The sequence below is a fragment of the Brevibacterium sp. UBA7493 genome (genome assembly GCF_002479565.1).
GTDB classification, from domain to species: domain Bacteria; phylum Actinomycetota; class Actinomycetes; order Actinomycetales; family Brevibacteriaceae; genus Brevibacterium; species Brevibacterium luteolum.
The window spans coordinates 267,636-289,738 of sequence record NZ_DLOD01000015.1 but is presented as its reverse complement, the minus strand read 5'-3'; the positions used below and the strand labels follow the sequence as shown (position 1 = coordinate 289,738).

Below are 22,103 nucleotides of genomic sequence, written 5' to 3'. Positions count from 1 at the left end.
GCGCGCGGTGACGGCGTCACCGCGCAGAGCGTCGCCATTACCTGCCGGTAAGCGGACTGGCGGCCTTGTTATGGTGTGAAGTGCCCGGCAGGCGCAGGGATCCCTGCGCCTGCACTCACACCACTGCAGAGACGAAGAGATGAGCGATTCGAAACAGCCGTCAGATCCGATAGAGCCTTCAGACTCGAACGCCCCACACGACGCCCGCCCCGGTGCCACTGCAGCAGCCACCGATGCTGCAGGGGCACCGGTTGACCGTGCACCGGCTGACGGTTCGCCGGGAGACCCGCCTCCGCCCAACTGGCCGGTCTTCCTCATCTCCGGCATCAGCATCCTGGCGATCGCCCTGTGGGCGATCATCGCCCCGGAGAACGCCGACCTCGTGCTCAACACCGCCGTCGGCTGGATCTCAGCGAACTTCGGCTGGTACTACATCCTGACCGCCACACTCATCATCGTCTTCGTCATCATGATGGCCGCCGGCCGCACCGGCAAGATCCGTCTTGGCCCGCAGCACTCCCGACCGCAGTTCAGCCTGTTCACCTGGACGGCGATGCTGTTCGCTGCCGGCATCGGCATCGACCTGATGTTCTTCTCGGTCTCCGAACCGGCCTCCCAGTTCCTGTTCCCGCCAGAGGGCGCGGTCGACGACCCGCTCAACCCGGACACCGATCCGAACGGCCGGGCGCGCATGGCCGTCATCTGGACGCTGTTCCACTATGGCATCACCGGCTGGGCGATGTACGCCCTCATGGGCATGGCGTTCGCCTACTTCGCCTACCGCAAGAACATGCCGCTCTCAATCCGCTCGATCCTGTACTGGGCGATCGGCAAGCGCATCAACGGCTGGCTGGGCTCCACCATCGACGTCGCCGCAGTGCTCGGCACCGTCTTCGGCATCGCTACCTCACTGGGCATCGGCGTCGTGCAGCTCAATTACGGCCTGCACCTGATGTTCGGCGTCCCCGAGGGCGTCGGCGCCCAGATCGGCCTCATCGCCCTGGCCGTGCTCATGGCCACGATCTCGACCGTCACCGGTGTCGAGAAGGGCATCCGCCGTCTGTCTGAGCTCAACGTCATCCTCGCCATCGTGCTGCTGGCCCACATTCTCATCACCGGCAAGACCCGGTTCCTCTTCGACGCACTCGTGACCAACATCGGCGAGTACCTCTACGAGCTGCCGCGGATGACCCTCGACGTCTTCCCGTTCATCCAGCCCGATGACTGGATGGCCGGCTGGACGCTGTTCTTCTGGGCCTGGTGGGTGGCCTGGGCGCCGTTCGTCGGACTGTTCCTCGCCCGCATCTCCCGCGGCCGTACGATCCGCCAGTTCGTCATCGGGGTGCTCATCGTCCCCTTCACCTTCATCGCCATCTTCATCTCGATCTTCGGCAACTCCACGCTGCGTCTCGTGCTCGACGGCAACCTGGAATTCGCCGACGTCGCCGCCAACACCCCCGAGCGTGCCTTCTACTCGCTGCTGGAGATGTACCCCGGCGCCCCGGCCGTCATCGGCCTGGCCACCATCGTCGGACTGCTCTTCTACGTCACATCCGCAGACTCCGGCGCACTCGTGCTGGCGAACTTCACCTCCCACACCCATGACCCGAACACCGACGGCCGCAAGGGGCTGCGCGTGTTCTGGGCGATCGCCACCGGCGTGCTGACGCTCGGCATGCTCATCGTCGACGGCGTCACCACCCTGCAGGGAGCCACTCTCATCATCGGACTGCCGTTCTCGGTCGTGCTCTATCTCGTCATGCTGTCGCTGTACCGGGCGCTGCAGGTCGAGCTCGACGTCACCGACAGCCGGTTCAACAGCCTGCCCGGCCGCCTGTCCGGCCAGGCAGGACTGTCCTGGCAGCAGCGCCTGCGCCGCGCCACGAGCTTCCCCAGCCGCGGGGCCGCCTCCCGCTACTTCAAGTCCACTGTCATCCCGGCGCTGACCGAGGTGGCCGAGGAGCTGCGCGCCAACGGCTCAGACGCCCGCCTCGACACCTCGGAAGTGGTCTCCCACAAGCTGCCGCAGGCAGCGCTGACGATCGAGTTCGAGGACGCGGAGCCGTGTGTCTACCAGGTCTACCCGGTGGCCGCGCAGATGCCGTCGTTCGCCCTCAACACCGCCCGCGAAGGCAGTGACGCATACTACCGCCTCGAAGTCTTCAACACCGAGGGATCGCGTGGATACGATGTTTTCGGGTACACCAAGGAACAGCTCATCTCCGACGTCCTCAGCAGCTTCGAGGCACACCTGGAGTTCCTGCGGATCTCAGACGGCACCCCGCCGGACGTCGCCGCAGCATCGACCACCGCCCTCACCACAGATTGGGAAGAGGAAACCCCTGACAAGACACGGACTGAGTCCAGCGACCGCTGACCTCAGCGCTGTGCAGAAATGAGGAGTGCCATGCCGAAAACCCTGTACATCGACGGCGAATGGGTCTCCGCCTCCGCCGGAGGAACCCGCGAGATCCACTGCCCGGCCGACGGCGAGCTCGTGGCCGTGGTCGACGAAGCCACCCAGGACGACACCGTCAAGGCGATCGAAGCCGCCCGCCGCGCCTTCGACGCTCAGGTGTGGTCGAGCGTGCCGGCCGCCGAGCGCGGCGCGCTGCTGCTCAAGGTCGCCGACGCCATCCGGGAGCGCAAGGATGAGTTCGCCCGCGCCGAGTCCCTCGACACCGGTAAACGGCTGATCGAATCCGAGATGGACATGGACGACATCGCCGCCTGCTTCGACTACTTCGGCCGCATCGCCGACGCTGATCCCGGTCGCGTCGTCGACGCCGGCGACAGCACCGTCGTCTCCCGCATCGTCCACGAACCGGTGGGCGTGTGCGCGCTCATCACCCCGTGGAACTACCCGCTGCTGCAGGCGGCCTGGAAGATCGCCCCGTGTATCGCCGCCGGCAACAGCTTCGTGCTCAAGCCGGCCGAACTCACCCCGCACACCGCGATCCTGACGATGCAGGTCCTCGACGAGCTCGGCCTGCCCGCCGGTGTCGGCAACCTCATCCTGGGCGCCGGCGCCGAGGCGGGAGCCCCGTTGTCAACGCATGCGGATGTCGACATGGTCTCGTTCACCGGCGGTCTGGTCACCGGCCGGCTCATCGCCCGCAACGCAGCCGAGACGGTCAAGAAGATCGCCCTCGAGCTCGGCGGCAAGAACCCGAACGTCATCTTCGCCGACGCTGATCGCGCAGCCGCGCTCGACAATGCGCTCAACGCCGCTTTCGTGCACTCCGGCCAGGTGTGCTCTGCCGGTGCCCGGCTCATCGTCGAGGAGTCGATCGCCGAGGAGTTCGTCGACGAGCTCGTCGCCCGGGCCGAGAAGATCCGCCTCGGCGGGCCCTTCGACGAGAACGCCGAGACCGGCCCGCTCATCTCCGCGGAGCACCGCGACAAGGTCACTGCCTATGTCGAGGCCGGCAGGCAGGAAGGTGCCCGCGTGCGCTGCGGTGGTAGGTGGGGCACCGGAGAGCTCGAATCCGGCTTCTACTACCTGCCGACCGTCATCGACCAGGTCAAGCCGGGCATGTCGGTGCTGCGCGACGAGGCCTTCGGCCCGGTCGTGACCGTTGAGACGTTCTCCACCGAAGATGAGGCGGTCGCGCTGGCCAACGACACCCACTACGGCCTGGCCGGCGCAGTGTGGACGCAGGACGCCGGCAAGTGCCAGCGGGTCGCCGGCCGGCTGCGTCACGGCACCATCTGGATCAACGACTTCCACCCCTACCTGCCGCAGGCCGAATGGGGCGGATACAAGCAGTCCGGATTCGGCCGCGAACTCGGGCCCACCGGTCTGGCCGAATACCAGGAAGCCAAGCACATCTACCAGAATCTCGAACCGGCCGTCACCGGCTGGTTTCCCGAGCACTGAGAGGGAGCCATGGAGACCACCCACACTTTCGACTACATCGTCGTCGGCGGCGGTTCGGCCGGTGCGGCCGTCGCTGCCCGCCTGAGCGAGGACCCCACCGTCACCGTCGGACTGCTCGAGGCCGGCCCGAGTGATGAGGACCTCGACGTGGTCCTCACCCTCAACCGGTGGATGGAGCTGCTCGAATCCGGCTACGACTGGGACTACCCGATCGAAGAGCAGGCCAACGGCAACTCGTTCATGCGCCATGCCCGCGCCAAGGTGCTCGGCGGCTGCTCCTCGCACAACTCCTGCATCGCCTTCTGGGCGCCGAAGGAGGACCTCGACGCCTGGGCGCACACCTACGGTGCGACCGGCTGGGAGGCGGAGAAGACCTTCCCGCTGTTCACCAAGCTCGAGACCAATGAGGACGACGGCCCGCTGCACGGCTACGACGGCCCGGTCGAGCTCATGAACGTCCCGCCGAAGGACCCCTGCGGTGTGGCCGTGCTCGACGCCTGTGAACAGGCTGGCATCCCGCGCGCGCAGTTCAACACCGGTGAGACCGTCGTCAACGGCGCGAACTTCTTCCAGATCAACCGCAGGGCCGACGGCACCCGCGCGTCGTCCTCGGTGTCGTACCTGCACCCGAACCTGAAGCGTGAGAACCTCACGATCCTCACCGACACGTGGGTGCGCGAACTCGAGTTCGACGACAGCAACACCTGCACCGGCGTCCATGTCGTCAACAACGCCTTCGGCACCACCCAGCGGATCGCAGCCAACCGCGAGGTCATCGTCTCCGCCGGCGCGATCGACACCCCGAAGCTGCTCATGCTCTCGGGCATCGGCCCGGCCGCCCACCTTAAGGAGGTCGGCGTCGACGTGCGCGTCGACGCCCCGGGTGTGGGCTCCAACCTGCAGGACCACCCCGAGGCGGTCATCCAGTGGGAGGCGAAGAAGCCGATGGTCACTGAATCGACCCAGTGGTGGGAGATCGGCATCTTCACCCGCATCGACGGCGAGGGCGACGTGCCCGACCTCATGATGCACTACGGTTCGGTGCCCTTCGACATGCACACCCTGCGCCAGGGCTATCCGACCTCGGAGAACGCCTTCTGCCTGACCCCCAACGTCCCGCACGCCCGCTCGCGGGGCACCGTGCGCCTGCGCAGCCTCGACTACCGGGACAAGCCGAAGGTCGATCCGCGCTACTTCACCGACCCCGAGGGCTATGACATGCACATCATGGTCGAGGGCATCAAGAAGGCCCGCGAGATCGTCTCCCAGCCGGCGCTGGCCGAATGGGCCGGCCGCGAACTCTACCCGGGAGACGACGTGCAGACCGATGAGCAGATTGAAGACTACATCGTCCGCACCCACAACACTGTCTACCACCCGGCCGGCACCGTCCGGATGGGCCCGGCGGACGACAGCGAATCGCCGCTGACCCCCGATCTCAAGGTCAAGGGCGTCACGGGCCTGCGCGTGGCCGACGCTTCGGTCATGCCGCTCATCACCGCTGTCAACCCGAACATCACCGTCATGATGATCGGCGAGAAGTGCGCCGAGCTCATCAAGCAGGACAGCTGAGCCTGACAGACTCACCCAGAAAGGGGGCGGGCAGCGATGATTCGCTGCCCGCCCCCTGTTGGTCATCGGCTCGGTGACCTCAGATCAGGACGTCTCCTCCGCCTCGGTGGTGGCTGGCGGCTGAGATGCCCCGGCACCCGGAGCGGGCTGAGATGCGGAAGTCTCAGAGTCTGCGGCTGTGTGCAGAAGGGTCCGGAGGTCGACTCCGGTGGTCTCATCGACGACCTGCAGCACTTTGGCGAGGTTGACGCCGATGTTCTCGCTGAGCTTCCCTTCCCCATCGGAGGAGATGATCGAGAGCCTGTCGATGCTGCCGTAGGGCTCAGCCAGTCGGCCGGCCATCTCCGGCAGCACCTTGAGGATCTCGGCCAGGCGCGCGGCATCGTTGTAGGAGGCGTATGCCTCGGCGGCGGCCTCGATCGCCCGTGCCTCGGCCTCACCGCGAGCGGCCACCGCAGCGGCCTCGGCCCGACCGCGCGTCTCAGCGGCCGCAGCGTCGTTCTGCGCTTCGACCAGTGCCGCTGCCGAGGCGCGCTCGCGCCGGTAGTGATCGGCATCGGCGTCGCGTTCGGCGGCGTACTTCTTGGCATCGGCTGGCTTCTGCACCTCACCGATGAGTTCGCGCTCACGCAGCTCGTTGTTGCGGTCGGCGATCTTCTGCTTCTCATCCAGGATGCGCTGCTCCTGCTCCGCACGGGCCAGCTCCTCAGCGGCAGCCGCCTGCGCCTTCTCGGCAGCGGTCTCACGCTGGATCGCGGCCTGGCGCAGCTCGAGGTCCTTCTGGGACTCGGCCACCCGCTGGGCATCGGCGTTCGAGGCCTCGGTCGCCTTGCGGCGCGACTCCGATTCGGCGATCGCGGCGCGCTCGGCGACGAGTGCCGCCTCGGGCCGGCCGAGATCCTTGAGATAGCCGTCATCGTCTTCGATCGAGATGATCTGGAAGGTGTCGATGACCAGGCCCTGGTTGTTCATCGAATCCGCGGCATCGGCCCGCACCTGCGCGGCGAACTCGGCGCGGTCGCGCAGCACCTGCTCGACCGTCAGCGTGCCGATGACCGCGCGCAGCGTACCGGAGAGGATCTCCTGGCAGTAGTTGTCGATGGCCTTCTGCTGATCGAGGAACCGCTGGGCTGCCTTGCGGATGTCGGCAACCGATTCGCCGACTTTGATCTGGGCGACACCGCGCAGCCGGAGGAAGATGTTGTTCGACGAGTAGCCCTCGATCTCGATGCTGATCTGGCGCGAGGACAGCGAGATCGTGTGCGCGCGGTCGAACAGCGGCCTGACGATCGCGCGACCGCCGACCACGACGCGGGTGCCGCTTTCGAGGTCGACGTCCCCGCCCTTGCTGCGGGTGGGTGCGCGGCCGGTGATGACGAGCGCCTCATTGGGCGCAGCGACGCGGTAGGCGCGGCGGAACATGATGAAACCGATGATGCCGATGATGAAGACGACGGCGAGGATCGCGCCGATACCGGTCACCAGTGTGGGATCGAACATGGGGATTCTCCTGAAAGTGACAGCGCGGGGCTGCTGGCAGTGCCGAATAGGTCACTGGCAGACTATCCGAAGAATCTGAGGCGCGGCACCGTCAGCTCGCAGCGGGCCGGCACCTGCGGCTGCCGGCCCGCTGCGAAACCAGGGACAGGGTCGTCGTCCTAGGTCAGAAGGCTGCACCAGTGGCCGCAGGAACTTCCTCGGCGGCGCGAACGCGCACTGCGTCACGGGCGGCGATGAGGTTCTCCAATGCCGGACGGACCTCCTCGTACCGGCGGGTTTTGAGTCCGCAGTCAGGATTCACCCACAGGCGATGGCGCGGCACGTGGGTCAGGGCTGCCTCCAGCAGGCCAACGAGCTCATCGACCGAGGGCACCCGCGGGGAGTGGATATCGTAAACGCCTGGGCCGACGCTGCGGTCGAACTCGGCGGGGTCGAGGCTGTCGAGCAGCTCCATCCGCGAACGGGCGGCTTCGATGCTCGTGACATCGGCATCGAGGGCATCGATGGCGTCGATGACCTGCTCGAACTCCGAATAGCACAGATGCGTGTGGATCTGGGTGCCCGGCTCCACGCCGATGCTGGCCAACCGGAAGGCATCGACCGCCCAGTCCAGATAGGCGTTCCGGGCATCGGCGCGCAGCGGCAGCAGCTCACGCAGAGCCGGCTCATCGATCTGGATGATCCGGATGCCGGCGGCCTCCAGTTCGGCAACTTCGTCGGAGAGCGCCAGGCCGATCTGCTCAGCAGCAGTCGACAGCGGCACGTCATCGCGTACGAAGGACCACGACAGGATCGTCACCGGGCCGGTGAGCATTCCCTTGACCGGTGTGTCGGTCAGGCTGGCGGCAAAGGTCGACCACGGCACCGTGATCGGAGCCGGCCGGTGCACGTCGCCGAACAGGATCGGCGGGCGGGTGCAGCGGGTGCCGTAGGACTGCACCCAGCCGTGATCGGTGACCGCGAAACCGGCCAGGTGCTCGGCGAAGTACTGCACCATGTCGTTGCGCTCGGGCTCACCGTGGACGATGACATCGAAGCCGAGCTCCTCCTGCAGGCGCACCACCTCGGCGATCTCGGCCCGCATCGTCGCCTGGTACTGCACCTCGGTGATGCGCTCATCGCGCAGCGCGGCTCGGGCGCGGCGCACCTCGGGCGTCTGCGGGAACGAGCCGATCGTCGTCGTCGGCAGCACCGGCAGGCTGAGCGCCTCCTGGGCCCGCCGGCGCTCTTCGAGGCTGCCAGCGCGCACCCGACGCTCACCGATGGCAGCGGTGCGGGCACGCACCTCGGGGTTGAGTACGCGGTCGGACTCTGCGCGGGTGCGCACCGCCCGGGCCGACCGGTCGAAGACGGGCTTACGGACACCGGCCGGGTCGGCAGCACCGCTGCCGCGGGCCCCCAGTGCCGCCGCGAGCGCCTCGACCTCGGTGAGCTTCTCAGCGGCGAAGGACAGCCAGCCGGCCACATCAACCGGCAGCCGGGTCTCGGCGGCCACTGTGTAGGGGACATGCAGCAGCGAGGTCGAGGTGGAGACCGAGACGTCGCGGCCACGGTCCTGCAGCCCGGTGAGCACCTCGAGCTCGGCAGCCAGGTCGGCAGCCCAGATGTTTCGGCCGTCGACCACCCCTGCCACCAGCCGGGTGGCGCCGAAGTCCGCTGTCTGCAGGCGGGCCAGCCAACCAGGGTCCACGGCTCGGGTGGCGGGCGAGACATCGACGCCCAGCGCCTCGGGCCCGGCGGCCAGCAGGGTCTCAAGTCCTGCCCGCAGCGCACCATATGGCGCGGTGATGAGCACCTGCGGGCGCTCACCGGCTGACAGCAGACGGGCGTGCGCGTCACCGGCGCAGGCGGCCAGGTCGGCATCGCTGATCGCGTCGAGGTCGGTCACCAGGATCGGCTCATCGAGCTGCACCCACTCGACTCCGGCGGCATGGAGGGCAGCCAGAAGTTCGGCGTAGACCTCGACGAGCTCATCGAGCCGCTCCAGCGGCGCGTGCTCTGCTCCGGCCGCCGGCTTCGACAGCGCCAGCAGGGTCACCGGACCCACCAGCACCGGACGGATCCGATGCCCGGCCTGCCGCGCCTCGGCGACGAGGTCGAGGAGACGCTGCGGGCGGGCGGTGAAGGTGCGCTCATCGGCGACTTCAGGCACCAGGTAGTGGTAGTTCGTGTCGAACCACTTCGTCATCTCCAGCGGCGGACGCTCTGCGGTGCCGCGGGCCAGAGCGAAGTACTCACCCAGGGCGGTGCCGGACGGATCCTCGCCGACGATGCCGGTGGTGATGGCAGCGTCGAGGACCTGGTCGTAGGCGGAGAAGTCGCCGGGGATCGCGTAGTCGGCGGCCAGGCCGAGCTCGCGCTGCCGCTCATAGGCGGTCACTCGCAGACTGTGGGCGGCATCGGCATAAGAGGCTTCGTCGATGGTGCCGGCCCACAGTGCTTCGAGGGCGCGCTTGAGTTCGCGGCGCGGGCCGATGCGCGGCAGCCCGGTGACGGTTGCAGGCGGGAACGCACACTTCTGTGAGGCGGTCAAGGGAAGTCCTTTCGGTCGACGATCAGCCGGGCGAGGGTGGCTGGTCGCAGGCGGGAGAGCAGTTCGGTGATGGTCGTCGGGTCGTTGAAGGTGTAGAAGTGCAGGCCCGGCACCCCGGCGGCGATGAGCTCGTCGACGAAACCGGCGGTGAGGTCCAGGCCGATGTCGTACTCCTCGGCTGGGCTGCGGGCTGCGGCCAGCGTCTGGGAAATGCGCGGCGGTGGCGTGAGCCCGGAGAGCCGACACATCCGCTGCAGGCGCGCGGTGCCGGTGATCGGCATGATCCCCGGGATGATCGGCAGGGTGACGCCGGCCAGCCGAGCACGCTCGGCAACAGCGGTGATGAGGGCGGAGTCGAAGAACAGCTGTGTGATGGCGAAGTCGGCGCCGTTGCGCTGCTTGGCGGCCAGCACGTCGATGTCCTCCGCCGGATGCCGTGACTCGGGATGCCCGCTCGGGTAGGCCGCCACCCCGATCGCCAGCCTGCCGCCGCACAGCCGGGCGACATGGCCCTGCTCGACCTCGCGCAGCAGTGCTACGAGCGCATCGGCGTGCGCGAGGTGCCCGCGCGGGGGAGCCGACTGCCCGGCTGCCAGATCCCCGCGGACGGCGAGGAATCCGCGCACCCCGGCGTCGATGAACCACTCGATCCACTCGATCAGCTCGCTGCGCGGGGCTGCGGTGCACGTCAGGTGGGCCAGCGGCCGCAGCCGGGTGGTCGCGGCCAGCTGCTCGATGAAGGCCGCCGTCCCCGCCGACCAGCCGGTGCCCACCGCTGAGGTGACGGCGAGGTAGTCGGGGTCGTAGGAGGCCAGCAGCTCCAGCAGCGCACCGGAGCGCTGCTGCTGGGCGGCACTGCGCGGGGGCATGACTTCGAAGGACAGCGCCAAACGGGTCCCGGACGTCCCTGCGGCCACGCCGGCCTCCGGTGCGGCGGCCGGCGACCAGGCATCGAGGGGTGCTGAGGCGGAGATCGTGCTCACTGGGCTTCCGGCGAGGCAGTCAGCAGATCGGGGTGGTGGAGTGCGGCGACGTCGGGGTGGGAGCGCAGTCGAGAGGCCAGCGCGTTCTCCCCGTAGACAGCGTGCAGCGTGTCGCGCTCATCAGCGCTCACCCCGCGCGCGGATGGGGCCAGTTCAGCAGGCAGGGTCACCTCGGGCAGGCTGGCGCGCAGGGCGGGGTTGTAGAAGAACGGCACCGAGATCCGGTCCGCACCCGGTGCGGTCGGCAGCACGCGGTGGACGGTGGCGCGCAGGTAGCCGCCCGTGGCGACTTCGAGCAGCTTGCCGATGTTGACGACGAAGGTGTTCTCGATCGGTTCGACATCGATCCACCGGTCCTCATGCAGCACCTGCAGCCCGGTGGTCCCCGGCTGCGGGTACAGCAGGGTGAGCACCCCGCCGTCGCGGTGCGCGCCGACGCCCTGGGTGATGTCCTCGGTGGCCGTGCCCGAGGCGGTGGCCGGCTCAGGTGCCGGGTAGCGGACGATCTTGAGGAACGACTCGGGGTCTTCGGCGAAGGCCGGGGCGAAGAAGTCGGCGGGCTGGCCGAGGCTCAGCGCCCATTCGGACAGCAGCCGGGCGGCGACCGCGCTCAGCTGAGCATGCCAGGCGTCGGTGACGGTCTTGAGCTCCGGCAGCGCGGCCGGGTAGAGGTTCGGGCCGGTGAGCCGGTCGTAGGCGTGCTGCCGCTCGGTGACCGGTGCGCGGTGCGGGCCGATGTCGATCTGCTCGCGCCAGTCGACCAGACCCTGGGTGCGCTCGCCGCCGGTGCGGGTGTAGCCGCGGAAGTGCGGGGAGCGGATGTTCTCGATGGCGAGCTTGTCCGCCTCGGGCAGGGCGAAGAAACGCTCAGCGGTCTCAAGCAGGGCGGTGAAGTCTGCGGCGGGGATGCCGTGACCGGTGAGGTAGAAGAACCCGACCGAGTGGGTGACCTCGCGCAGCTGGCGGCGGAAGTCAGCGGCCAGCTGCGGATCGTCGGCACGCGACAGGTCGAGGATCGGCAGGCGGATCAGCGGCATGATGGCTCCTGGGTCTGCGGGGGCGGATGTGGAGCTCACGCTAGACCCGCGCTGTGACCGGAGCCGGTGGGGCTGTCACGGCAGGCCTTATGCCGTCATATACCTGCCATGCAGCGTCATGAAGGCGACATCCGGCGTCATCTGCCGACGCACAGGTTCTCAGTCGCGCACGATGCGCTGCTCGCGGGCGGCGGCGATCGCCGCGGTGCGGTTGGAGACGCCGAGCTTGGAGTAGATGTGGTTGAGGTGGGTCTTGACGGTCGCCTCGGAGATGCACAGCGCGCGGGCGATGTCGCGGTTCGATGTCCCGGTGGCCAGCAACTGCAGGATCTCGATCTCCCGGTTCGACAGCGAGATGCCCGGGCTGCGCATCCGGTCGAAGAGCCGGGCGGCGATCTCCGGGGCCAGGGCGGTGCGCCCGGCGGCGGCCTCGGTGACGGCCTGGCGGATCTTCTCCGGGTCGGCATCCTTGAGCATGTAGCCTGCCGCACCGGCCTCAATCGCTGCGACGATGTCGGAGTCGGAGTCGTAGGTGGTGAGGATCAGCACCGGCAGGCCGGGGCGGGACTCCTTGAGCCTGCGGGTCGCACTCACCCCGTCCATCCCGGCCATCTGCAGGTCCATGAGCACGACGTCGACCGGTTCGCCCAACGTCTCGGCCCGCTCGACGGCCTTGATGGCCTGCATGCCGTCGGAGGCCTCGGCGGCGACTTCGAACTCGGCGAACCCGTTGAGCATGGCGATGAGCCCGGTGCGCACCACCGGGTGGTCATCGACGATGAGCAGGCGGATCTCCCTCATGCGGTTGTCTCCAGTGGCTCGGGTGGGTGATCGCTGCCGGGTGGCAGCGGCAGGCTGACGCCGACGACGGTGCCCTTGCCGGGAGCTGATTCGACGGTGACATGGCCGCCGGCCCGGCTGATGCGCTCACGCAGCAGGCGCAGTCCGTAACCGGAGTCGGCACCGACCCCGTCGGCCGGGTCTGCCGGCAGCACGGTGTCGGGGTCGAAACCGCTGCCGTTGTCGAAGACGTCGATGGTGACGGTGTCGTCGAAGAACGCCAGCGTCACCCGGGCTGCCGAGGCGTGTGCGTGGGCGGCGACGTTCGACAGCAGCGACTGCACAGACCGCACGAGTGCCGCCTCGGTCGCGGCTGAAACCGGAACCGGGTCGCCCTCGACGGCGAACGTGCACCTCAGGTCCTGCCCAGCAGCCTGGACGCGCTCCTGCGTGTCAGCGCACAGCTGCGGCAGGCGCTGGAGCAGCCGGGTGGTGCGCTGCTGGCGCGGTGTCTGCCCGGCAGCCAGATCGCGGACGAAGGCGCGGGCCTCGGCGAGGTTCTCAGAGGCGGTGCGCTCGATGATGTCGATGTAGTCCACCGCGGCCTCAGCCCTGCCTCCGACCTGTGCATCTCGGGCGGCGCGGGAGACGAGGACGATGCTGGAGAGCCCCTGCGCCAGGGTGTCGTGGATCTCCTGGGCGAGCCGCTCACGTTCGGCCAGCTGGCCGGCCTCATGCTGGGCGGCGGCGAGTTCGCTGCGGGTGCGGATGAGCTCGGCGACCGCGCGGCGCTGATGCTCGCTTTCGGTGTACAGAGCCTGGTAGACCAGCGACATGATGATCGCCACGCCGGCGCCGAGCAGCGGGCCGACGATGAGCGCCGGCTGCAGCTGACCGGAGTGGGCCCATTGGATGACGCCGACCGAGCAGGCGAGCACGATGACCGCGAAGATCGCATGTCGGGTACGGAGGATGTGCAGGTGCAGGAAGAACAGGGGGAAGGCCAGCCACGTGAAGTGCTCGCTCAGCGAGACGAGGCACAGCCACTGGACGGTGACAGCGGCCAGCCACAGCATCGCCATGCGCTGCGGCAGCCCGGCGAGCCGGCCGTCGATGCCGACGTGTTCGCTGTGATGCTTCTCGCGCACCGTGCCGAAGACGTAGGTCCCGGCCAGAATGACCGACAGTGCCAGGACGATCCATCCGATGCCGTGCGGGCCGATCTCGATGAGCGCCCGGATGATGCCGATGCCCAGGAGAAGGGCGAACCCGACATGCAGGGTCACGCGCATGGCGCTCAGCACCAGCGGAACACGACTGTCGGGTTCGGGCATAGTCCAACTCTAGCTGGGCGGCTCGGACCCGGCCATCAATCGAATGGCTGAGGCAGAGTCCCACCGTCCTCCCGATGTGCGCAAGCGCGCACGACGCGATGGTGGAGGTATGTTCCTAGCATTTCGTGAGATCAGATTCGCCAAGGGCCGCTTCGCCCTTATGGCCGCAGTCGTCGCGCTCATCAGCGTGCTGCTCATCATGCTCTCCGGGCTCACCGCCGGCCTGGCCCGCCAGTCCACCTCGGCAATCGCCGAGCTGCCGGCGTCGATGGTGGCCTTCGGATCGGGCAGCGACGATGAGGTGGCCGACGACCCGTCCTACACCCAGTCCCGCGTCACCGCCGAGCAGGTTGAGACCTGGCAGTCGACGGCGGGTGTGTCCGATGCCGAACCGCTGGGCATCGTGCAGTCCCGCCTCGAACTCGACACCTCCACCCAGGCTGCCGGCTTCGCCGCCGAACCCGGTTCGGGCATCGCCCCGGAAGCGCTGCGCGCTGAGACCATCGTGCTGAGCGAGGAGCTCGCGACCGAGCTGTCCGCCACGACCGGTGACATCGTCACCTTCGGTGGCACCGAGCTCGAAGTTGCCGGCACGATCCCCGACCAGTGGTACTCCCACACCCCGGTCGCCTGGGTCGACCTGGCGACCTGGAAGTCCATCACCCATATCTCCGACCCCGAGGTGGCCGGCACCGTGGTGCTCGCCACCGTCACCGACACCTCGGTCGCCTCAGTCGGCAGCCAAGCCGCCGGAACCGACGTCGATGACGTCCGGGCCGACGCCGACGACCGAGCCAACACCGTGTCGATGACGCCGAAGGAGAGCTTCTCCGCGCTGGCCTCATACAGCTCGGAGAACGGCTCACTGACCCTCATCCAGGCGTTCCTCTACGGCATCTCCGCCCTCGTGGTCGCCGCGTTCCTCAGCGTGTGGACGATCCAGCGGACCCGTGAGATCGCCGTCGTCAAGGCACTCGGCGGCTCCACCCGCTATGTGCTCGGCGACGCTCTCGGCCAGGCGCTCATCGTGCTCGGCATCGGGGTCATCGCCGGCGGCATCATCGGCATCGCAGCGGGCCTGGCTCTGTCCTCGGTCGCACCGTTCACCGTCAGCCCGGCGACCACGCTGCTGCCGATGGCAGGCGTCATCGGAATCGGCCTCATCGCCGACGCCTTCGCCGTCCGCCGTGTCACCCGCGTCGACCCGCTTCTCGCATTGGGAGGAAACTGATGACCACCATCCTGCAGACCACGAACACCCAGACCACCGCCGCCGCCAGCGCTCCTGCGCTAGAGCTGGGGCGCATCACGCTCACCTACCCGGACGGCACCGGCACCGTCACCGCCCTCGATGACGTGAACCTGACCCTGACCCCGGGCACTGTCACCGCGATCGTCGGCCCGTCCGGCTCGGGCAAGTCCAGCCTGCTCGCGGTCGGCTCGACACTGGTGACCCCGACCTCCGGCGTGGTGCGCATCGACGGCACCGACGTCGGACGCCTCAAGGAGTCCGAGCGCAGCCGGCTGCGCCGCGAGAAGATCGGCATCGTCTTCCAGCAGCCGAACCTGCTGGAGTCGCTGACCGCCGTCGAGCAGCTCATCATCACCGACAAGCTGCGCGGCAAGGGCGGCGGGGATGACACCCGCAAGCGGGCTGAGGCACTGCTCGAACGCGTCGGCTTAGCCGATGCCGCCAAGCGCCGGCCGCACCAGCTCTCCGGCGGTCAACGGCAGCGCGTCAACATCGCCCGAGCGCTCATGGGCGATCCGAGCGTGCTGCTCGTCGATGAGCCGACCGCTGCTCTCGACCACGACCGGTCGGAGGCGATCATGGACCTGCTGTGTCAGATGACGAAGGAGTTCAGCGTCGCCACCGTCATCGTCACCCATGACACCGAGTTCCTGCCGAAGACCGATGTCGTGGCCACGATGCGCGACGGCAAGCTCTCGGAGCCGGAGTGCGCTGCCGCTGCAGCGTGCTGACCCGGTCGGCACTGCAGCCTGAGGCGGCCCCGGCGCTGACCCAGCGGCGGCAGCCCGACTGGGCTGAAGCAGAGCGATCTGTCAGCCGAGCTGCCGGATGACCCGGGCCGGAACTCCGGCTGCGAGTGCACCGGCGGGGACATCCTCAGTGACGACGGCACCGGCGCCGATCACGGCATCATTGCCGATCGTCACGCCCGGGCAGATGGTCACTCCGCCGCCGAGCCACACGTTGTCGCCGATCGAGATCGGCTCAGCTGATTCGCGCCCGGTCCGCCGCGCGCCGGGTTCCAGCGGATGGATCGGGGTGAGAAGCTGGACGTTCGGCCCGATCTGGCAGTCGGCACCGATGCTGATCGGCGCGACGTCCAGGGCAGTCAGCTGCGCGCCGATGTACGTGCGCTCGCCGATGCTGATGTTGCTGCCGTAGTCGATGGTGAACGGCGGGCGCACCTCGACGTCAGCACCGACGGTGCCGAACACAGCCTCCAGGCGCGTGCGCACGAGGCGCGCATCGACCTCGGCGCCGGAATAGAACGCCTCCGCGTAGGCGTGCGCCCGCCCGGTCGCGGTCCGGTGACTGCTGGCCAATGCTGGGTTGTCGGCTGCGATGTACCAACCGGTGGCAGCCGGCAGCACCGCCTCAGCTGCCCGAGACGAGGCGACCGCCACCTCGGGTGCGGGCCCGCCAGCGGGGGAGGAGGCAGAATCGGCGGTCTGGTTGCGGGCCCCGGTCGCAGAGTGAGCAGCGGCATCGACGTCACCGCTGGTGAGTTCCGCCAACTCGGCCATATCGCCGACGACGACGAGCTTGAACCGGGCACGGGACATACCGACGTACATCATCTCCCTGGCCCGCTGCGGGTCGCGGAAACCGTTGGCGCACAGCACGACGACCTCGCGGTCGAGGCCCTTGAAGCCGAGCACGTGACCGTAGAAGGCGTCCGTGCCGGCGAAGAACGCATCCCAGTAGGCGGCGAAGCCCTCGATTGCGACGACCTCGCGCTGCACCGGATGCCTCGGACCGGTCGTCAGCAGTGCGATCTGGTTCAGCTCCCAGTCCCCCGAGTCGGCAATCCGGGCGAGCACATCGTCGGCGGTCTCGAGCGCCGCGTCTGTGGGCACGTCGACGAACTCGACGCGCTCACCGCCGTGCAGCCGCACGATCTGGGGTTCGGAGGCGAGCCCGGCGATCGACTCGACGATCGTGTCGGCATTGCGCAGATTCTCACCCAGATAGAACGGGTTCATGGTGATCGGTGCCGCGCCGTCCCGGTCGAAGATCCGCTGATGTTCGTCAGTGAAGGCGTAGAGAATGCCGGTCGCCGGTGCGCGCAGGCACGACTCGACAGCCTGCCACCAGATGTCAGAGAAATCCTGGCCCTCGTCGACGATGATCGCATCGAACAGGTCGGCAGGATCACGTTCACCGGCGAGTTTGCGCAGCCGCTGAGGCAGCGCGACCTCCCAGTAGTGCGAGTCGTCATCGGCACCCGGCTGCGCGCCCCACTGCAGCGGCAGGTCATGGAACAGGCCGACATATGCCGGGCGCTCAGGCGGCGCCCACTGGGCGATCGTGAGCTGCATGAACCGGGCCAGGCCACGCGAATAGCACATCACTGCCACACGTAGCCCCTCCCGTGTGAGCTGGCGAGCCTTGAGCAGCGCCAGGTGCGTCTTGCCCGAGCCGGGGCCCCCGCTGAGCTCAGCCCGCGTCTGGTAGCGCAGCACCGACAGGATCCGCTCCTGTTCGGCTGTCAGCGCATTCGAGCGGCTGTCGAGTTCAGCCGCACGCAGCCGGGAGGTCTCAGCCGCCTGATGAGTCTGGCGCAACTGGCGAGACAGCAGCTCCAGCTGCTGGGCAGACAGCGGCGCAGTCTCGCTGTAGTAGGTGCGCAGGGCGGCTTCGATGCGCGCGCCGATGCTGCCGAGATCCTGCCCGTCGATGAGCAGATCGCGCGGGGCATCGGGCACACTCGTCCAGTCCCGCAGGCTGCTGAACGGCAGGCTGGCCATCTGCACCATCCGACCTGCACCGGTGCTCAGCCGGTTGCGCAGCCACCGGCCGAGCGCGTGCTTGGCACGCATCGCCTGCTCCAGCGGCGAGATCTGCAGCTGGGCAGACCCGTGCCGGCCGGCGGTGCACCACCGGCCCTCGCGCATCGACACCTGCCCGCCTTTGACCTCGAGGACGACGATGCCCAGACCTGGCCACAGGATGAGCATGTCGATCTCGACGTCGAGGTCTGCGCTGGTGATCCGCTGCCCGCAGATGACTGTGACCTCCTCCGGCAGCTGCTCGCGCAGGCGGCGCAGCACCACCGCCTCGGCAGTGGAGGCATCATGCGGCTCACCGAGCACACGCGGGCCGGTGTCGTTCGTCTGGGTTGGAGGGTGGAGGCCAGAGGCGGTTTCGGACATGCGCGGTCTCTCTGCTGGGACGATCTGCTCACCGTGAGGCCGGCAGCGCCCACCGGCTGCGGCACTCGCCCTCAGCGTAACCCGTTCGACATCCAGCAGCAGCCCGAGACAGCGCAGCGCCCCTGCTCATCACGAGCAGGGGCGCTGGTGTCCTCACCCGAGGCTCACCTCGGGAGCGGGGAGATCAGAAGTTGTCCGGATCTTTGGCGCGCGGGTTGCCGAACTCGTCGATGCCCTCTTCCTCAGCATCAGCGTCGACGTCCTCGACCTTGGCTGCCGGGACCGGAGTCTCGGAGACCTCGGTGACCGGGGTCTGGCGGGATGCCGGGGTGGTGCCGACCGGGCGGGCGTCGGCGGGGCGGTTGCCCTCCAGCGGCGTCGACCAGGGGTCTTCGACCGGCTGGGCCTTGCGCCACACGAAGTAGGCGACACCGGCCAGGCCGACGAGCACGAGCATCCACAGGAACACCTTGGTGCCGGTGCCCATGCCGGACTTCGTGGTCCGCTTCTCGATGTCCTTGCCGGCCTTCTTCAGGGCCTTCTTGGCCTTCTTCACGGCCTTCTTGTCGCCGGTGAGCTTGGTGGCGATGTCCTCGATGGCCTTCGGGGTCTGGGCCGAAGCCAGGGCTCCGGCAGCACCGGCGGCCAGGGCGCCTGCGCGCTGGGTGGCGTCGGGAGCCCAGTCATCGGCCACGCGCTTCTTGGCGGTGGCCAGGCGCTCGCGGCTGTCTGCGCTGAGCGAATCGAACTGGTCGGCCACCTGGTCAGCGACGGCGCCGAACTGCTTGCGGCCGTCCTTGCCCAGCTTCTCCAGGCGGGGGCGGAGATCCTTCTCGAAATGGTTCACATCGGGTCGCACTTGGTCAGCAGCCTCCTTGAGCTTCTTCGACACTCGACGCAGCTTCGGCGCATTCTTCGCCGCACCGCCGCCGACAAAGGCGTTGGCCTTCTCCAGTGCCGGTCCGGAGGCTTCGATGGCCTGCGCAGATCCTGCGCGCACCGCATCACCGACCGCGACGGCAACATCGCTGACCTCGTGGAGCAGGCGCTGGGACGTGGGCTGGGTCTTCTTCTTGAACATCTCACCCTCCGGAATCGGTGGATTCATTCTGTGACTTCAACGTTACCCCCAGTCTAGAGGCTGAGCTAATCAGTGCGGCGCCCGGGTGGGCGTCTGAACGCTGACAATTCGCCTAGGATTCCCGCCGGTGACGGTGGGCGCTCCGCTCCCGAGGCGGTGGGCGCGTGCGTGCGTTCGTGACAGAATGACGTCTATGAGTATTGCAACGCAGCAGGCAGTCCTGCACACGAACAAGGGTGACATCGTCATCGACCTCTTCGGCAACCACGCCCCGAAGACCGTGGCGAACTTCGTCGAGCTCGCCGAGGGCAAGCGCGAGTTCACCGATCCGCAGTCCGGTCAGCAGGTCACCCGTCCGTTCTACGACGGACTCGGCTTCCACCGCATCATCAAGCAGTTCATGATCCAGGGCGGCTGCCCGCTGGGCACCGGCACCGGCGGCCCCGGCTACGTCTTCGACGACGAGATCCACCCCGAACTGCAGTTCAACAAGCCCTACCTGCTGGCCATGGCCAACGCCGGCAAGCAGATGGGCCGCGGCACCAACGGCTCGCAGTTCTTCATCTCGACCGTGGAGACCCCGTGGCTCAACGGCAAGCACACGATCTTCGGTGAGGTCGCCGACGCGGAGTCGAAGAAGGTCGTCGACGCCATCGAGGCCGTCCCGACCGGTCAGGCCGACCGCCCGACCGAGCCGGTCGTCATCGAATCCGTCGAGATCCGCTGATCCCAGTTCGCCTCTCACCGGCCCCTGATCCCCTGTGGACCAGGGGCCGGTCCCGTTCACTGCCGTCCATAGGATGTGGTCATGTCAGTTCCACCGCATGAGTCGCCGGAGCCCGGCAACCCGCGCCTCGGAGGCAGCGGGCCGGGCTCTCCCCAGCCTGGGTCTGGCCACCCCGGTCCGTTCGCGCCGGGCCCCTCGGCGCCGGGTCCGCCGCAGGGCATGCCGGGCAGGAACGCCCGCAGGCTGCCGTCGACTCCGGTGACGTATGCGCTCATCGGGGCGTGCGTGGTCGTGTGGCTGCTGCAGCTGCTGACCGGTGACTGGATCCCGCGGATGTTCGGCTTCGCCGCCTACTGGGCAGCGCCCGAGCCCTACACCGCGCTCACCACGGCCTTCATCCACGGCGGCAGCATGCACATCATGTTCAACATGATCGGGCTGTACTTCTTCGGCACGTTCCTCGAGCGCTACGTCGGCTCAGGCTGGTTCGCGCTGCTGTACCTCTTCAGCGCACTCGGCGGCTCACTGGCCGTCTTCTTCCTCGCGCTCGCCGACGGCAGCCCGCAGGCCCTGGTCACGGTGCACATCGGCGCCTCGGGAGCGTTGTTCGGCTTAGTCGGATTCGTCGCCACCCCCACCCGGCGCCTCGACCGGAACCTCACCGGTGTGCTCGGGTTCGTCGCGATCAACGCCGTGCTCATCTGGCTGGTGCCCAACATCTCCTGGCAGGCCCACCTCGGCGGATTCCTCACCGGCTTCGTCTTCGGCTGCGTGTACTTCTTCACTCCGCAGCGGCTGCGCGCCCTCGGCCTGCTGATTCTGACAGTGGTGGTGGCCGCAGTCGGGTTCGCGGCACTCGTCTTGGTGCCGGTGACTGTTTAGGGTCAGGTGTCCTCGGAGACCATCGGGTCGCCGGGCCCGAACAGCTTGATCGCCAGGTGCAGGATGTAGTGGGTCACCGGCCCGATCACCACGGCGAAGACGATCGTGGCGATGAACAGGGTGCCGCCGAGCAGCCAGCCGATGAGCATGACGGCGATCTCGATGGAGGCGCGCACGACCGCGACCGAGCCGCCGGTCTTGAGGACGAGGCCGGTCATGAGCCCGTCGCGCGGGCCCGGTCCGAAGTTCGGAATGATGTAGAGCACCGTGGCCACGGCATTGATGAGGATGGCGAGGGCGACGAAGACGATGCGCAGCCACAGCTGCTCCGGTGCCGGGACGATGAACAGAGTCAGGTCGATGAACAGGCCCACCAGCAGTGCATTCGACAGGGTGCCCAGACCCGGGCGCTGCTTGAGCGGGATCCACAGCAGCAGCAGGAGGAACGACAGGATCACGACGATGAGGCCGATCGAGATGCCGGTCAGCTTCGACAGGCCCTCGTGGAGCACATCCCAGGGCATATTGCCCAGCGTCGACCGCAGCATGAGCCCGGCGGAGAACCCGTAGAGGAACAACCCGACGTACAGTGCCGCCAGGCGGATGGGCAATGGGTGGTGAGCTAGAAGACGGAAGTATCCGGCCGGTTTCGCCATTCCCTCAGCGCCATCGTGTCGACATCAGAAGCCCGGCGACGAGGATCGAGAAGCCTGCGACGAGGTTCCAGTTGCCCCAGGCCTCAACGGGCCAGGCGCCCTGGGAAAGGTAGAAGACGACGAGCCAGGCGAGACCGAACAGCAGGATGCCGACCATGACGGGCACGAACCAGCGCGGGTTCGGCTTGGCCACCGTCGAGGTGGTGCCGTCGTAGGTCGAGGTGGTGCGGCCGGTCGACCGCGAGGTGGACCGGGAGGTCGACCGGCTGGTACGCGCCTTGCTGCGCTTGGCGGGGTTGCCGGAGCGGGCGGCCTTACCGGACTTCTCGTCCTTGGCGTCGTCGTCGGCGTCAGCCTTCTTCGAGGTCTTCTTGCCGGCAGCGGTCGCGCCGGCCGGCTTAGAACCGGTGGACTTCTTCTTCGCTGCGGTGCTCTTCGCCGGTGCCGTGTCCTTCTTGGGCGGCGTGTCCTTCTCGTCTGCAGTGTCTGCAGTGTCGACGTCGGTGGCCTCAGCGGTGTCGTCGATGTCGAGAGTCTCGTCGTTCAGAGTCTCTTCGGTCGTCTCGGCGGCCTTGGGGCTCTCCGTGTGGCGCGAGGTGCGGTGCGCTTTGCGGTTACGGCTCGACTTGGACACGTTTCTCCTCCGGTGGACAGACCAGGCCCGGCGAGGGGCCTGCGGATGCTGTCCCTGGGTGCATGTGGGGGTTGGACAACAACCAAAGTCTACTCGAGGA

The 22,103-nt window shown here is 68.1% G+C and carries 17 protein-coding genes; 7 read left to right on the top strand and 10 right to left on the bottom strand.

Annotated features, from left to right (window positions below; translation table 11 throughout):
• Window positions 1–139 precede the first annotated feature (139 nt).
• From betT to B4E96_RS10125, 3 genes are read left to right on the top strand one after another with little or no spacing between them, the layout of a single operon-like run.
• Complete coding sequence (betT, locus tag B4E96_RS10135; protein WP_170273835.1) at window positions 140–2,377, top strand: choline BCCT transporter BetT; 2,238 nt, start codon at window positions 140–142, stop codon at window positions 2,375–2,377.
• Window positions 2,378–2,407: 30 nt separating this feature from the next.
• Entirely contained in the window at window positions 2,408–3,880 is a 1,473-nt protein-coding gene (locus tag B4E96_RS10130) for an aldehyde dehydrogenase family protein (protein WP_170273836.1), read from the top strand.
• A gap of 9 nt (window positions 3,881–3,889) precedes the next feature.
• Complete coding sequence (locus B4E96_RS10125) at window positions 3,890–5,452, top strand: GMC family oxidoreductase (protein ID WP_170273837.1); 1,563 nt, start codon at window positions 3,890–3,892, stop codon at window positions 5,450–5,452.
• An 84-nt stretch (window positions 5,453–5,536) separates the two neighbouring features.
• Here B4E96_RS10125 and B4E96_RS10120 read toward each other — a convergent pair whose 3' ends face one another.
• From B4E96_RS10120 to B4E96_RS10095, 6 genes are all read right to left on the bottom strand, one after another.
• Window positions 5,537–6,952, bottom strand: a complete 1,416-nt coding sequence (locus B4E96_RS10120) for a flotillin family protein (protein WP_102163239.1) — start codon at window positions 6,950–6,952, stop codon at window positions 5,537–5,539.
• A 163-nt stretch (window positions 6,953–7,115) separates the two neighbouring features.
• Entirely contained in the window at window positions 7,116–9,485 is a 2,370-nt protein-coding gene (gene metE, locus B4E96_RS10115) for a 5-methyltetrahydropteroyltriglutamate--homocysteine S-methyltransferase (protein WP_259855478.1), read from the bottom strand.
• Entirely contained in the window at window positions 9,482–10,468 is a 987-nt protein-coding gene (locus tag B4E96_RS10110; RefSeq protein WP_257995244.1) for a methylenetetrahydrofolate reductase, read from the bottom strand. Before B4E96_RS10110 ends, metE begins: the two co-directional genes overlap by 4 nt.
• On the bottom strand, window positions 10,465–11,505 hold the full coding sequence (locus tag B4E96_RS10105; protein ID WP_286957447.1) for an isopenicillin N synthase family dioxygenase: 1,041 nt from the start codon (window positions 11,503–11,505) through the stop codon (window positions 10,465–10,467). The genes B4E96_RS10110 and B4E96_RS10105 overlap by 4 nt, the downstream gene beginning before the upstream one ends.
• 159 nt (window positions 11,506–11,664) lie before the next feature.
• Window positions 11,665–12,306, bottom strand: coding sequence for a response regulator (locus B4E96_RS10100; protein ID WP_286957446.1), 642 nt, complete (start codon window positions 12,304–12,306; stop codon window positions 11,665–11,667).
• Window positions 12,303–13,619, bottom strand: a complete 1,317-nt coding sequence (locus B4E96_RS10095; RefSeq protein WP_259798319.1) for a sensor histidine kinase — start codon at window positions 13,617–13,619, stop codon at window positions 12,303–12,305. The genes B4E96_RS10100 and B4E96_RS10095 overlap by 4 nt, the downstream gene beginning before the upstream one ends.
• 109 nt (window positions 13,620–13,728) lie before the next feature.
• Between B4E96_RS10095 and B4E96_RS10090 the strand changes: the two genes are divergently transcribed.
• Both B4E96_RS10090 and B4E96_RS10085 read left to right on the top strand, forming a co-directional pair.
• Window positions 13,729–14,850 (top strand): ABC transporter permease, encoded by a 1,122-nt coding sequence (locus tag B4E96_RS10090; RefSeq protein ID WP_286957445.1) that lies wholly within the window; start codon window positions 13,729–13,731, stop codon window positions 14,848–14,850.
• Window positions 14,850–15,602 (top strand): ABC transporter ATP-binding protein, encoded by a 753-nt coding sequence (locus B4E96_RS10085; protein WP_286957444.1) that lies wholly within the window; start codon window positions 14,850–14,852, stop codon window positions 15,600–15,602. Before B4E96_RS10090 ends, B4E96_RS10085 begins: the two co-directional genes overlap by 1 nt.
• 81 nt (window positions 15,603–15,683) lie before the next feature.
• On the opposite strand, the gene B4E96_RS13340 is transcribed toward B4E96_RS10085, so the two are convergent.
• Entirely contained in the window at window positions 15,684–18,023 is a 2,340-nt protein-coding gene (locus B4E96_RS13340) for a DapH/DapD/GlmU-related protein (protein WP_311200229.1), read from the bottom strand.
• Between the two features lie 184 nt (window positions 18,024–18,207).
• Window positions 18,208–19,131 (bottom strand): hypothetical protein, encoded by a 924-nt coding sequence (locus B4E96_RS10070; RefSeq protein WP_146004424.1) that lies wholly within the window; start codon window positions 19,129–19,131, stop codon window positions 18,208–18,210.
• A gap of 166 nt (window positions 19,132–19,297) precedes the next feature.
• On the opposite strand from B4E96_RS10070, the gene B4E96_RS10065 reads away from it, so the two are divergent.
• Both B4E96_RS10065 and B4E96_RS10060 read left to right on the top strand, forming a co-directional pair.
• On the top strand, window positions 19,298–19,831 hold the full coding sequence (locus B4E96_RS10065) for a peptidylprolyl isomerase (protein ID WP_286957443.1): 534 nt from the start codon (window positions 19,298–19,300) through the stop codon (window positions 19,829–19,831).
• Between the two features lie 81 nt (window positions 19,832–19,912).
• A complete protein-coding gene (locus B4E96_RS10060) occupies window positions 19,913–20,713 on the top strand; it encodes a rhomboid family intramembrane serine protease (RefSeq protein ID WP_146004423.1) in 801 nt (266 codons plus the stop codon).
• A 2-nt stretch (window positions 20,714–20,715) separates the two neighbouring features.
• Here B4E96_RS10060 and B4E96_RS10055 read toward each other — a convergent pair whose 3' ends face one another.
• Both B4E96_RS10055 and B4E96_RS10050 read right to left on the bottom strand, forming a co-directional pair.
• A complete protein-coding gene (locus B4E96_RS10055) occupies window positions 20,716–21,324 on the bottom strand; it encodes a YczE/YyaS/YitT family protein (RefSeq protein ID WP_286957442.1) in 609 nt (202 codons plus the stop codon).
• A gap of 49 nt (window positions 21,325–21,373) precedes the next feature.
• On the bottom strand, window positions 21,374–22,003 hold the full coding sequence (locus tag B4E96_RS10050; RefSeq protein ID WP_257995242.1) for a cell division protein CrgA: 630 nt from the start codon (window positions 22,001–22,003) through the stop codon (window positions 21,374–21,376).
• Window positions 22,004–22,103 lie beyond the last annotated feature (100 nt).